This window comes from Longimicrobium sp., assembly GCF_036388275.1.
In the GTDB taxonomy this organism is placed as follows: Bacteria; Gemmatimonadota; Gemmatimonadetes; order Longimicrobiales; family Longimicrobiaceae; genus Longimicrobium.
In genome coordinates, this window is sequence record NZ_DASVSF010000071.1 from 45,533 (window position 1) to 57,712 (window position 12,180).

Annotated in this window: 17 protein-coding genes; 7 read left to right on the plus strand and 10 right to left on the minus strand. The window is 68.9% G+C overall.

Translation table 11 applies throughout. The annotated features are described in order from the left end of the window. The first annotated feature begins 1 nt into the window (after position 1). The 4 genes from VF632_RS14785 to VF632_RS14800 all read left to right on the plus strand — a co-directional run bounded on the left by VF632_RS14785 (position 2) and on the right by VF632_RS14800 (position 3,815). A complete protein-coding gene (locus VF632_RS14785; protein ID WP_331023683.1) occupies positions 2-373 on the plus strand; it encodes a hypothetical protein in 372 nt (123 codons plus the stop codon). After that, positions 370-1,143 carry an NAD-dependent deacylase gene (locus VF632_RS14790; RefSeq protein ID WP_331023684.1) on the plus strand — a complete coding sequence of 258 codons (774 nt, stop codon included), beginning with the start codon at positions 370-372 and terminating at the stop codon, positions 1,141-1,143. The genes VF632_RS14785 and VF632_RS14790 overlap by 4 nt, the downstream gene beginning before the upstream one ends. Positions 1,144-1,398: 255 nt before the next feature. Next, a complete protein-coding gene (locus VF632_RS14795; protein WP_331023685.1) occupies positions 1,399-2,886 on the plus strand; it encodes a hypothetical protein in 1,488 nt (495 codons plus the stop codon). A 239-nt stretch (positions 2,887-3,125) separates the two neighbouring features. Then, positions 3,126-3,815, plus strand: coding sequence for an aspartate/glutamate racemase family protein (locus VF632_RS14800; protein WP_331023686.1), 690 nt, complete (start codon positions 3,126-3,128; stop codon positions 3,813-3,815). A 73-nt stretch (positions 3,816-3,888) separates the two neighbouring features. Here VF632_RS14800 and VF632_RS14805 read toward each other — a convergent pair whose 3' ends face one another. The 8 genes from VF632_RS14805 to VF632_RS14840 all read right to left on the minus strand — a co-directional run bounded on the left by VF632_RS14805 (position 3,889) and on the right by VF632_RS14840 (position 9,786). Beyond that, complete coding sequence (locus tag VF632_RS14805; RefSeq protein WP_331023687.1) at positions 3,889-4,161, minus strand: hypothetical protein; 273 nt, start codon at positions 4,159-4,161, stop codon at positions 3,889-3,891. A gap of 215 nt (positions 4,162-4,376) precedes the next feature. Further along, positions 4,377-4,748, minus strand: a complete 372-nt coding sequence (locus tag VF632_RS14810; protein WP_331023688.1) for a metal-sensitive transcriptional regulator — start codon at positions 4,746-4,748, stop codon at positions 4,377-4,379. 30 nt (positions 4,749-4,778) lie between these two features. After that, positions 4,779-5,120, minus strand: coding sequence for a thioredoxin (gene trxA / locus VF632_RS14815; protein WP_331023689.1), 342 nt, complete (start codon positions 5,118-5,120; stop codon positions 4,779-4,781). Between the two features lie 99 nt (positions 5,121-5,219). Further along, positions 5,220-7,631 (minus strand): heavy metal translocating P-type ATPase, encoded by a 2,412-nt coding sequence (locus tag VF632_RS14820; protein ID WP_331023690.1) that lies wholly within the window; start codon positions 7,629-7,631, stop codon positions 5,220-5,222. A 16-nt stretch (positions 7,632-7,647) separates the two neighbouring features. Continuing rightward, the gene (locus VF632_RS14825) at positions 7,648-8,025 is read right to left on the minus strand and encodes a cupredoxin domain-containing protein (protein WP_331023691.1); all 378 of its coding nucleotides are present in this window, start codon (positions 8,023-8,025) and stop codon (positions 7,648-7,650) included. Beyond that, on the minus strand, positions 8,025-8,234 hold the full coding sequence (locus VF632_RS14830; RefSeq protein WP_331023692.1) for a heavy-metal-associated domain-containing protein: 210 nt from the start codon (positions 8,232-8,234) through the stop codon (positions 8,025-8,027). Before VF632_RS14830 ends, VF632_RS14825 begins: the two co-directional genes overlap by 1 nt. Before the next feature lie 154 nt (positions 8,235-8,388). Then, positions 8,389-8,634, minus strand: coding sequence for a hypothetical protein (locus VF632_RS14835; protein ID WP_331023693.1), 246 nt, complete (start codon positions 8,632-8,634; stop codon positions 8,389-8,391). Positions 8,635-8,655: 21 nt separating this feature from the next. Beyond that, positions 8,656-9,786, minus strand: coding sequence for a ribonuclease D (locus VF632_RS14840; protein ID WP_331023694.1), 1,131 nt, complete (start codon positions 9,784-9,786; stop codon positions 8,656-8,658). Positions 9,787-9,953: 167 nt separating this feature from the next. On the opposite strand from VF632_RS14840, the gene VF632_RS14845 reads away from it, so the two are divergent. Together VF632_RS14845 and VF632_RS14850 are read left to right on the plus strand one after the other, a co-directional pair. Then, entirely contained in the window at positions 9,954-10,742 is a 789-nt protein-coding gene (locus VF632_RS14845) for a hypothetical protein (RefSeq protein WP_331023695.1), read from the plus strand. Positions 10,743-10,751: 9 nt separating this feature from the next. Next, positions 10,752-10,925: a hypothetical protein gene (locus tag VF632_RS14850; RefSeq protein WP_331023696.1), complete on the plus strand. Its 174-nt coding sequence runs from the start codon at positions 10,752-10,754 to the stop codon at positions 10,923-10,925. A gap of 42 nt (positions 10,926-10,967) precedes the next feature. On the opposite strand, the gene VF632_RS14855 is transcribed toward VF632_RS14850, so the two are convergent. Together VF632_RS14855 and VF632_RS14860 are read right to left on the minus strand one after the other, a co-directional pair. Then, complete coding sequence (locus VF632_RS14855) at positions 10,968-11,387, minus strand: hypothetical protein (protein WP_331023697.1); 420 nt, start codon at positions 11,385-11,387, stop codon at positions 10,968-10,970. Positions 11,388-11,462: 75 nt separating this feature from the next. Next, complete coding sequence (locus tag VF632_RS14860; protein ID WP_331023698.1) at positions 11,463-11,669, minus strand: hypothetical protein; 207 nt, start codon at positions 11,667-11,669, stop codon at positions 11,463-11,465. 38 nt (positions 11,670-11,707) lie between these two features. Between VF632_RS14860 and VF632_RS14865 the strand changes: the two genes are divergently transcribed. Further along, on the plus strand, positions 11,708-12,043 hold the full coding sequence (locus VF632_RS14865) for an oxidative damage protection protein (protein ID WP_331023699.1): 336 nt from the start codon (positions 11,708-11,710) through the stop codon (positions 12,041-12,043). Positions 12,044-12,180: the final 137 nt, after the last annotated feature.

Genomic DNA, 12,180 nt, shown 5'->3' on the forward strand with positions numbered 1-12,180 from the left:
CATGGTTGCCGAATCGATCGTCCTGTACCGCCCCGTCGGCGTCGCGGAGCTGGAGTTGATCGAGCGGAGCGGATGGCGTGCGTTTCCGCCCCGCCTCGCGCATCAGCCGTTCTTCTATCCCGTCGCCAACGAGGCGTACGCCGTGCAGATCGCGCGTGACTGGAACACGAAGGACGCGGCGTCGGGATACGCGGGCTTCGTAACGCGGTTCCACGTGCGTAGCGAGTTCCTGGCCCGCTATCCGCTCCAGACCGCGGGCGCGGCGGTGCACCAGGAATACTGGATTCCCGCGGAAGACATGGATGCGTTGAACGCGGCGATTGTCGGCACCATCGACATCGTGGCCGAGTTCCGCGGCGAGGTTCCCGCGTGACGCCGGAAGGATTGGCGCGCGCGGCGGAGATCCTGGCGCGGGCGGAACGAGTGGTGGTGAGCAGCGGGGCGGGGATGTCGAAGGAGAGCGGCATCCCCACCTTCCGCGACGCCATGGAGGGGCTGTGGGCCAACTTCGACCCGCAGGAGCTGGCGACGGAGCAGGGATTTCGCCGCGACCCGCGCCGCGTGTGGAGCTGGTACGCGTGGCGGCGCCAGCGCATCGCCGAGGCGCGGCCCAACGCGGGCCACTTCGCGGTCGCGGAGATGGCGACGGTGATTCCCTCGCTGGCGGTCGTGACGCAGAACGTCGATGGGCTGCACACGGACGCGGGATCGGCGGATGTCATCGAGGTGCACGGGAGCATCCGCCGCGTAAAGTGCCTGGACCGCGGGCACCTCTTTTCCGGCGAGCTGCCTCCGTACGCAGACGGCGAGGAGCAGGACCCGCCCGCGTGCCCCGTTTGCGGATCACCGCTGCGGCCCGACGTGGTGTGGTTCGGCGAGATGCTGCCGGCCGCCGCAGTCGAACGCGCGTGGTCGCTCGCCGGGCGTTGCGATGCCATGCTGCTGATTGGCACCAGCGGCACCGTCTGGCCCGCGGCCGAGCTGCCGCTGGTCGCGCGCCGGGCGGGGGCACGCATCATTGAGGTAAACCCCGCGCCCTCGGAGCTCACCCACGCGGCGGACGTGTTCCTGCAGGGTCCAGCCGGCCAGGTGCTTCCCACGCTGCTGGACGAAACCCGTCGGCGGAAGACCTCGGCGAGTTGATCTGTTCAAGTCCTTCCTTCCGCGGAGATCTTTCGGCAGTCGTGCTAGACAGGACGTATTCATAGACCGAGGGTGTAGCTGGCCCTGCTGCATAAACTTAGGTGTAGCTGTCTGTGGATTCGCCCGGGAATTCACACGAACTGGACCTGATCAACAACCATTGCCGACTTGTGTGCGGACCCGCATGTTTCGCGGGTAGAGTTCCCGGGCGTTCACGCGCCTGTTCGATTGGTCCCACCCGCCGCGGCTCTTCCAATGTCCATCCATCACACGTTCATTCGTGCCGCCACGTTCGCGGCGCTTGCGCTGTGCGTCGCCGTTCCCGCCGCCGCGCAGCCGACGCTTCCGGTGGAGGTGTTCGCCGGGCGGATGGACTTCGGCTCGCGGACGGGGCTTCGCGACCAGGATCTGGCCGGCGTACGGCTGGGGCTGGACATCCGCGACTACGCGGGGATCAGCGGCTTCTACTGGCGGGGCGTGGACCGCGAGAACAGCAAGGCCGCGCCCGTGCAGGCGTTCGGCGCCGAGGCGCAGCTGAACCTGAACTCCGGCCGCGGCCTGACGCCCTTCCTGGTGGGCGGCGTGGGCCGGATCGACTTCCTGGAGGGCTACGCCGATTCCGCCGCCGCCATGCCGGAAGACATCAACGCGCTGATCGCGGGCGGCGGGGCGCGGCTGGACCTGGGCCGCGTGGGGCTGGTGGGCGCGGTGCGCAGCTACCTCTTCGAATCGCGGGACGAGGATTCCGAGGACCTGCGCAGCAACCTGCTGTGGAGCGCCGGGTTATCGTTCCGGCTGGGTTCGTCCGGCCGGCGTGCCGCCGTGGCCGCCGCGCCCGCCGTGATCCGGCAGACGCCCGACACCGTGTACGTGTCTCGTGAGGGCGCCGCGCAACCCGCTCGTGGAGAGGCCGCACGCGACGAGTCGGAGCGCTTCATCACCATTCCCATCCCCAAGGAAGGCGAGATCTACCTGCGCTACGGCCCGGCGGATTCGTCAGCGGTCAACCGTCGCCCGGCGGTGAACGGCCCGCCGATGACGGATGCGCAGGTGAACGACATCCGCCGCCAGGTGCTGGCGGACCTGGAGCCCGTGCTGCGCGGGCTGATGGCCGAGCAGCGCGAGCAGATGCGCGACCTGATCCGCGACGAGGTGGCGCGCGTGGGCGCCGCCGGCCTGTCGCCCGCCGAGGAGGCGCGAATGCTGGAGCTGGTGGAGGCCCGGCTGGCGCTGCGCCTGCGCGACGAGCTTGCGCGCGCCGGGGTGGAGCCGGGCGTGGCGCCCGCGCCTGAACCGGACGGGAACGGCTTCGATCCGCGTCCCCGGGCGTGGTGGCCGTACGCCGGCGGCAACCTCGACCATCCGGGCCAGTTCGTGATGGGCATCCGCACGGACCTGGGCCCGCTGAGCGCCTCGCGTCCCGCGCTGCGGCTGGTGCCCGAGGCCGCGATCGGCTTCGGCGAGGCCACCAACTCGGTGATGATCGCCGGGCACTTCCAGTACGACCTGGACACGGTGAACCTGCGCGGCACGTCCATCATCCCGTACGGCTACGCGGGACCCGGCTTCCTGTTCCTGGGCGATCCGCCGCGCGGCCGCGCCAAGACGGAGGCCGTGCTGAACTTCGGGTACGGCATCGTGGTGCCGGTGCCCAACCGCGGCTCGAGCCCGCGCGTGTTCATCGAGCACCAGGGCGTGGACCTGTTCGACCTCAACCGCCTGATCATCGGCCTGCGCCTGTAACTGACCGCGAATCCTTCTGTCATCCTGAAGAAGCGGCCACGCGGAACCTGCCGCTGCACCGTGGACGGCAGCGACTGAAGCATCCGCCACATACTGCGGCTGGAGGCACGGCTCCCGCGGCTTCACGGCAGCTGTGTCGTCCTTCAGTCGCTGCGGAAAATGGTGCAGGGGAGAGTGCGATGGGGCCGCTCCTTCAGGATGACAACCCGGGGTTTTGTGGCGACGAACAGGAGAGCGGGATGCGCGTGATCGGGCTGCTGGGCGGGATGAGCTGGGAGTCGACGGCCGAGTACTACCGCATCATCAACCAGGAAGTACGGCGGCGGATTGGCGGGCAGCACTCTGCGCGCATCGTGATGTACAGCGTGGATTTCGACGATGTCGCACAGCTGCAGCACGCGGGTGACTGGGATGGCTGCACCGACCTGCTGGCGGACGGCGCCCGGCGGCTGAAGGCGGGCGGAGCGGACTTCGCGCTGCTCTGCACCAACACCATGCACAAGGTGCTGCCGCAGGCGGAGTCGGACGTCGATCTGCCGTTCGTGCACATCGCCGATGCTACGGCGGACGCGATCCGGGCGGCGGGGCAAACGCGGGTGGCGCTGCTGGGAACGCGCTTCACGATGGAGCACGACTTCTACCACGCCCGCCTGGCGGATTCCGGCATCGAGACGCTGATCCCCGGCGACGCGGATCGCGAGACGGTCCACCGTGTGATCTACGACGAGCTGGTGCGCGGCGTGATCTCCGGCGAGTCCCGCCAGGAGTACGTCCGCATCATCCGCGCGCTGACGGATCGCGGGGCCGAGGGCGTGGTCCTGGGCTGCACCGAGATCCCGCTCCTTGTCGGCCCAGCCGATTGCCCGGTTCCCCTCTTCGACACGACGCGCATCCACGCGGAAGCGGCGGTGGACCGGGCGCTCGCGTAGACGTCGCAGAAAAAGAAGCGGGGGGCAGGGCACCAGGTGCCCTGCCCCCCGCTTCATCCATCCAGCCCCGTAATTACGGGGTGGTCGTCTCGGCGGCCTCGGGCGTGGTGTTGCCACCGGCCGAGTCCATCGGGGCGGCGGTCGCGCCGGCGGCGCCGGCCGCGGCACCGGTGGAATCCATCGGCATGGTCGACGGCATCGGCGTGGTCGCGGCCGGGTCGGTCACGGGCATGGTGCTCTCCGTGGTCGTCGTGGTCGCCTCGGTCGCGGGCTCCTGGGCGGCTTCGTCGCCACCGCCGCAGGCGGCCAGGGCGGAGAGGGCGAGCACTGCAAGCAGCTTCTTCATGATGAGCCTCTTTCGGAGTTTCGGTTCGCCGGGTGCTTCCATCGCCCCGGTTCGGCTCTCCATAAAGCACTCGCCGTGCCGCATCTCGACCCGCGAAAAAACCCAGCAAACATGCGGCTTTTTCCTGATCGCACCTCCCGCGGCGAGCCGTTCACGCCGGTTCCGAACACCGTACCGAACACGCGGAACTGTTCACTGAACAATCCTTGTACAAGCTAGCGGACGTTCTTGTACATCATGTCGATCAGCTCGTCGTACATCTTCTCGGCACCGTCGCCGCCGCCCGTGATGGCGCCGGCGGCGCAGTGCTTCAGGTGGTTGCGCATCAGCTCGCGACCTACGCTGCGCAGCGCCTCGTGCACGGAGGCGATCTGGGTCATGATGTCGGCGCAGTAGCGGTCTTCTTCCACCATCCGCTGAAGGCCGCGCACCTGGCCCTCGATGCGCCGCAGGCGCTTGAGATTGCGGTCCTTGATGGCGCCGTCCACCGCGACGGCGTGCCGGTCGCCCTCGCCACCCGTGCCGCACCCGCAGCCGCAAGTGGCGGCATCCGCCTCCGTCGCTCCCTCGCCGATGTTCGTCGCCATCTCTCGTCCCGGTTCGCGCGTGGAAGCGGCCTACAGCAGCGCCGCCAGCTTGTTCTCGATGGCCTGCCGCGGCACGGCGCCGATCACCTGGTCTACCACCTTGCCGTCGCGGAAGAGCAGGAAAGTAGGCAGCGACCGGATGTTGAAGCGCGTGCTCACCTGCAGGTTGGCGTCGGTATCCACCTTGGCCACCTTCACCCGACCGGCGTAGTCGCCGGCGATCTGCTTGACCGCCGGGTCCATCATCCGGCACGGCCCGCACCACGCGGCGCCGAAGTCCACGAGCACCAGCCCTTCTGCACCCTCCACTTCGGCCGCGAAGGTCTGGTCCGTCACCTCCAGCACGCCCGCCTTCGTCGTATCAGCGCTCATCTCCGCCTCCCTTTAACGGTGTCCGCGCCCCGGCTCCAAAACCGGGGCGACACACCGAATGTAGTGTGCGGACCGTGATTGGTCCACATCATGTTGTACTCAGGCCAGCTTTACGCCACGCAGGCGCAGGCTGTTGGCCACCACGCTCACCGAGCTGAACGCCATCGCCGCGCTGGCCAGGATGGGGCTCAGCAGCAGCCCCCACACCGGGTACAGCAGCCCGGCGGCGATGGGAATGCCGACGACGTTGTAGATGAAGGCCCAGAACAGGTTCTGCTTCATGGTCCTCATCGTCCGGCGCGACAGGTGGATGGCCGCCGCCACGCCGCCCAGGTCGCCGCGCATCAGGGTGACGTCGCTGGCCTCCATCGCCACGTCCGTCCCCGTGCCGATGGCGATGCCCACGTCGGCCTGGGCCAGCGCGGGAGCGTCGTTGATGCCATCGCCCACCATCGCCACGACCTGTCCCCCCTCCTGCAGCCGCTTGATCTCCGCCACCTTGCCCTCGGGCAGCACCTCGGCCACCACGCGGTCGATCCCCGCCTGCCGGGCGACGGCCTCGGCGGTCGCGCGGTTGTCGCCGGTGAGCATCACCACCTGCAGCCCCATCCGCTTCATCCGCGCGATGGCGGCTCTTGAGGACGGCTTGATGGGATCGGCGACGGCGACCAGGCCGGCGAGCTGTCCGTCGACCGCCACGTACATCGGCGTCTTTCCCTCACCCGCCAGCCGCTGCGCATCCTCGCGCAGCGGGTCGGCGGATATGGAGTAGTCCGACATCAGCAGCGCGTTTCCGATGGCCACCGCGCGCCCATCCACCACGCCCAGCGCGCCGCGCCCGGTGACGGACTGGAAGCTCTCCGCGTCCGAAAGCGCCAGCCCCAGCTCCTTCGCGCGATTGACGATGGCGTCCGCCAGCGGGTGCTCGGACGACGCCTCCACCGACGCCACCAGCCGCAGCAGCTCGCCCTCGCTCGCGACGGGCGATCCAGAAGCCAGCATCAGCTCCGTGACCGTAGGGCGCCCCTCGGTGACGGTTCCCGTCTTGTCGAGCACCACCGTGCGGACGTCGCGTGCCCGCTGCAGCGCCTCGCCGCCCTTGATCAGCACGCCGGCTTCGGCACCCTTGCCCGTGGCCACCATCACGGCCGTGGGTACGGCCAGCCCCATGGCGCAGGGGCAGGCGATGATCAGCACCGCCACCGCCGCGGCGAAGGCGCGGACCCCGGGTGCCGCGTCAGCCGCCACGAACCAGACGACGAAGGTGGCGATGGCGATGGAAAGGACCACGGGAACGAAGATGGCGCTGATGCGGTCCGCCAGCCGCTGGATGGGCGCCCGCGAGCCCTGCGCGTCGCGCATCAGCTTTACGATCTGCGACAGCACGCTGTCCGCGCCCAGCGTGGTCGCCGTGTAGCGGAACGCGCCCGTGCGGTTGATGGTACCGCCGATCACCCGGTCGCCCGGGCCCTTCTGCACCGGCAGCGACTCGCCGGTGAGCATCGACTCGTCCACGGCGCTCTGCCCGGAGGCCACCTGGCCATCCACGGGAATGCGCTCGCCGGGGCGCACCAGCACCAGGTCGCCGTGCAGCACCTCGTCCACCGGCACGTCGGCCTCGGCGCCAGCGCGGAGGACGCGCGCGGTCTTCGGCTGCAGGTTGGCCAGCGCGCGCAGGGCCGACGAGGTCTGCCGCTTGGCGCGCGCCTCCATGGCGTTGCCCATCAGGATGAGCGCGATGATGAAGACCACCGCCTCGTAGTACACGTCGGGCTGCACGCCGCGGGCGATGAAGAAGCCCGGCGCCACTGTAGCCGCCACGGAGTAGACGAACGCCGCCCCCGTGCCGACCGCGATCAGCGTGTTCATGTCGGCCGAGTGGTGGCGGAAAGCGGCCCAGGCCCGCGTGTAGAAGTGCCGCCCGGCCCACGCCATGATCCCCACCGTCAGCGCCAGCAGCCCGTAGGCGATCACGCCGCGGGGAAGCTGGTACAGCCAGGGCAGGGCACTGGAAAGCGCGGGGTTCATCCACGCCATCGCCCAGCGCATGAACGGGTCTACCGTGGCCCCGTGCCCCGCGTGTGCGTCCGCCGCCATCAGCGGCATGGAGGCGACCATCGCGATCATCGCCACGGCGAAGCTGGCGAGCGCCTTGGTCCGCAGCTCGCGGAACTCCTCGTCCTGCGCGCGGTCCTGCGCCTCCTGCTCTTGGAACGCGGTCTGGTCGTCGCGGGCCAGGTCGGCGCCGTAGCCGGTGCCGCGGATGGTATCCACCAGCGCCTCGGGCGAGGTGGCGCCCGGGTCGAAGTGAACCGTGGCGTTCTTCGTCATCAGGTTCACGGCCGCGGCCTGCACGCCGGGCTGCTTCTCCAGCGCCCGCTGCACGCGGCCGGAGCAGGCGGCGCACGTCATTCCGCTGACGGGAATCGTCACCTTGCCGGCCGCCGGCCGCGTCGTCGACGGCGTCGGCGGTGTCCCGGCATGCGTGTGGTGCTCGTGAGTGCTCTGCATCCTGTCCCTCACCCTTCTACTCGACCGTGAGCTTGCCGCGAAGCATGCTCATGCCGCAGGTGAACTCGTAGCTGCCCGCGCGCTCGGGCGTGATCTCGACGGTGGTCTGCTTGTGCGCCGGCAGGAACTTGCGGATGCCGAAGTCGGGAAAGACCACTTCCTCCGAGCACCCGGAAGTCTCCTGCCGATCGAACACCAGCCGCACGGGCGCCCCCTGCTTCACCTTCACGTGCGCGGGCTGGTAGCCACCCTGCACGGTGATGGTCACCTGCTGCACGCCCGCCGCACCGACGGCTGCCTCCGCCGTGGTGCGACCCGCGAGAAAGAAGTACCAGTTGACCCAAACGATGGCGGCCAGCCCGCCCACCACCACCATCCACTCGGTGGCGTTCATCACGCACCTCGCGGCTGATAGCCCTCGTCCGCGATGGCCGAGGCGATTGCATCCGTGGTGACGGTACGCGGATCGTATTGCAAGGATGCCTCGCCCACGCGAACGCTCTCCACCTGCACCCCGTCGATTCCCTCCAGCGCGCGCCTGACCGCTCCCACGCAGTGCCCGCAGCTCATCCCGTCGATTTCCAGCGTCAGCCTCTCCATCATACCCTCCCGTGCAGGACGATCATGTTACCCCCCACGGGTACCAGTTTATATACCCCCACACCCTATGTCAAGTGTCGGTTGCCGGTCACGAAAACAGCCCCCGACGCCGCTGGCGCCGGGGGCTGTTCTGACACGATTCCCTACTTCCTGCCGTTCAGGCGATTCCCGCCGCCGTCTTGGCCCACTCCAGCCGCCGGCGCAGCTCCTTCTCGCTCATCGTGCCGATGGCCAGGTGCGCCGCGTCGATGCTGTTGAAGTCGATCGGCGCCGTCACGGGCTCCGTTCCGGGCTCGTCAGGCAGGCGAAAGGCCAGCAGCGCGCCGTTGCGCAGGTGCGCCACCTTGGTGGGCAGGGCGACCGCTTCCCACGTGCGGCCATGATCGTCGATGATGCTCCTCATCCGTTCTATCCTCCAGGTTCGTCAGCCGCGGTTGATGGCTTTCAGCAGGCCCTGGCCCACCGCCTCTACCTGCCAGGTGCGCACGCCGGGCACCTGCGCCAGCTCGTCGATGGTGCGGGGCTGCGCCCGGGCGATTTCTTCGAGCGTGGCGCGTGGAATCAGGAATCCCGCGTCCAGGTTCAGCTGGTCGGCCAGGCGGGTGCGGGCGTCGCGCAGGGCCTCGAAGCGGGCCTCCTGCTCGGGGTCGCGCTCGAACCGCTGTCCCCGCGGCCAGCGCGGAAGCTGGTCTTCGGGAACGTCAAGGCCTCGCTGCACGGCGGCCAGGATGTCGCGCCCGCGGCGCTGCGCCAGCCCTTCGGAAATGCCGGTGACGGAAGGCAGGTCGCGCATGCTTCCCGGCGGCGCGGCGCTCATTTCCAGCAGCGCCTGGTTGCCCAGGATGCGGAAGGTGGCCTGGTCGCGCTCGCGCGCCACGCCCTCGCGCCACGCGTGAAGCTCGCGAAGGATGGCCAGGCCGCGCGGCGCCAGGTCGCGCGCGCCCTTGATGCGCATGAACGCTTCCTTGCCGTCTTCCGGCTCCGTCCAGCGCGTGCCCTCGCGGCGCAGGAACTCCTCTTGCGCCCAGTGCAGCCGGCCCATCTGCTCCAGCGCCGCCTTCAGGCGGTCGCGCAGGTCGGGAAGGTGCGCCGTGTCGGTGGCGGCGTACTGCTTCATCCCCTCCGACAGCGGGCGCTCGGCCCAGTCGGCGCGCTGGAACTCCTTGGGAAGCTTGATCCCCAGGTGCTTCTCGACGATGGTGCCCAGCCCCAGGGCGCGCTCGCCCAGAAAGGCGGCGGCGATCTGCGTGTCGAACAGCCCCGAGATGCCCATCCCGGCGTCGCGGTCCAGGATGCGCAGGTCGTAGTCGGCGTCGTGAAAGATCTTTTCGATCGAGGGATCTTCCAGCACGTCCTTCAGCGGCGACAGGTCCTCGACGGCGAGCGGATCCACCAGCCAGTTCTGCGTCCGCGACGAAACCTGCAGCAGGCTCAGCCGGTCGAAGTAGCGGTGGTAGCCGGCGGCTTCGGTGTCTACGCCCAGCAGCGGTTCCGCGCGTAGCGTCTGCGCCAGCTCGCGAAGTGCCTCGGGGGTATCGATGGTCGTGTAGTCCATTCTCTCCGTTTCCCTGGAACCCGCAAAATCGCCCGCCGCGCAGGGCATCGCAAGGTCCGGGCTCCGGCGGATGGAGCGTGACTGGACGGCCCTGCGCGGGACCGCCAGGTTTACGCCGCGTTCAGATCGTCGACCATCCCTCGTTTTGAGATCCACCCGCCCCGCCCATGACCATGCTTCTGTTGATCCAGGCGCAGCCCGCATCCGACAACGCTGCCGTGGGACTGTACGGGATGGCGGTGATTGCCGCGTTCTTCATTGCCCTCCTGGGGAGCTTTCGTCTGCAGGCGGCGCAGGGGTGCCTGATCTTCGCCCTGATCTGGATGTGGATGCTGACGGGCAGCAGCTTGGCGATGCGCGGGCATTTCGTGGCCGCTGCGGTCGTCGCTGGCGCCGGGTACTGGGTGGCGCTGAAGGCGCACAGGCTGAAGAGCGAGGCCGAAGCGGAGGCGTGGCGCGCGAAAGAACGCGCCGAGCAGGAAATCCAGCGGCAGAAGGAGGAGGCACTGCGAAGGCAGCGCGCCATCGTCCCCGCGTCGGCGAAGCTGGTTGGCCTGGTGACGTACCGGGGCGGCCTTCCGGAGGTGGAAGCCGGGCAGGTGGTGGAACTGCTGGCTGCGACGGAGAAGTTGTTCCTGGTGCCGATGGACGTCGCGAAGCAGGCGGCGATGGTGGACGTCAGTCGGTCCACGCACCTGTGGGTCGCGGAGGCTACGGGAACGGTGGTGCTGGCCACCGACTCGGCGACGGGCTGGCCGCAGCAGGTGGAGTTCGGGCCGGCGGAGGGAGGCATCGCGACCGCGCGCGACCTGTACGCGCGCCTGGCCCGCGTGCTGCCCGCCCGCGCCCTGTCGAAGCCAGCCGCCGTCCGCTCCACCGCAATCCCCTGCTCGGGCTGCGGCGCCGCCATCGCCGTGGACGCCCCTGCCTGCCGCTACTGCGGCCGCCCTGCGTGAGGGAAAGTCATGTCTGATTGCAGCGATCCCAAAGCCGACCGGCTCATACGGCAGCGGGAGCACGACATCGTTCTGGCGGACGTCTCCGACATCCAGGAATTCGTAGCCTCGCTGCCGGACCGTGATACGCGGCCTGTCGATGAGATCCTGGGATACGACGACTTCGGACTGCCGTCGAACTGAGGCATGCCCAGGTAGCGGTGCAGCCCTGCGTACGAATCCGCGTCAGAACACGCCGTCGTACCCGCGCTTCCGCGCATCGGCCTTGAGCCACTGCTGCGCTCCGCCATCATCCCGGAAGTACTTCGCGTCTGCGGGCTCTCTGCCGACCATCACCACGCCGTCATGGCTGATGTACACGTGTTCGGGGATGCCTGCGTCGCCGCCCGGGTTGTGGATCCGGAATCCCCGGAAGCCCAGAATCCCCAGCGGCAGTTCCGTCGTGGCGGCTGGTGAAAGCTCGCGTAGCTGTTCGGCCAGTTCCACCGCGTCGGCTTCGCTCAGGACCCACCGGGGATTGGGGATCCCGCTGAACGCATCCAGCTCCACGACGGCATCGGTGGCGCCCACCTTCGGCTCGGCGGGCGCGGCGCAGCCCAGCGTGGCCGCGATCAGCAGTGGAATGGCGAGTCGGAAGATTGTCATCGACACATAGGCCGTGGAACGTAAGGTGGATTGCACCCATAAACGGCTGGGCGGGGCCGGTCCGGACGGGATGGATCAGCCGGGTTCATCGACCGCCAGGATCGCTTCGATGATCTCTTCGCCGCGAACGCGGGCGCGGCCGCTGTTCATCGACCGGCGGTCCTCTAGGCGCCCATCCGGAAGGCGCACGCGGACCAGCACGTGCGAGGCAAAGGTCATCGCCGGGTTCCAGGTGGCGGTGCGGCCCTCGTCGGAAAGGCGCGCGGGAATGGGATCGGGCATGGGGATTGGACCGCGCCTTGCGCCACGGGTTACATTCGATGGAAGCTGATGCGCCCGGCGGGCGCCTGACCAACACGAACAACAGACCGACTCAGATGGCCGACGTCACCTGCGCGCGCTGCGGAGAAACCAGGGCGGGAATGCCGTTCGCGCCGTTCAACAACGACCTGGGCAAGCGCATCCACGCCTCCATCTGCCAGGAGTGCTGGGCCCTGTGGCTCAAGCAGCAGACGATGCTGATCAACCACAACGGCCTGAACGTGCGCGACCCCGAGGCCAAGACGTTCCTGTACGACCAGACGGAGAAGTTCCTCTTCCGGAGCGGCGACGCCGAAGAGGTAGACACCAGCAAGCAGGGCACCATCCAGTGGTGAGCCCGGCGCGCTTGTGCGCGGCGCGCCATGCGGTTACCGTTGTGGCTGCACCCACGTGAACCAGCGAGACGCCATGACCGATCCCAAGACCTGCTGCTGCGACAAGTGCTGCTGTGAGGGCGACTGCTGCGCGGACT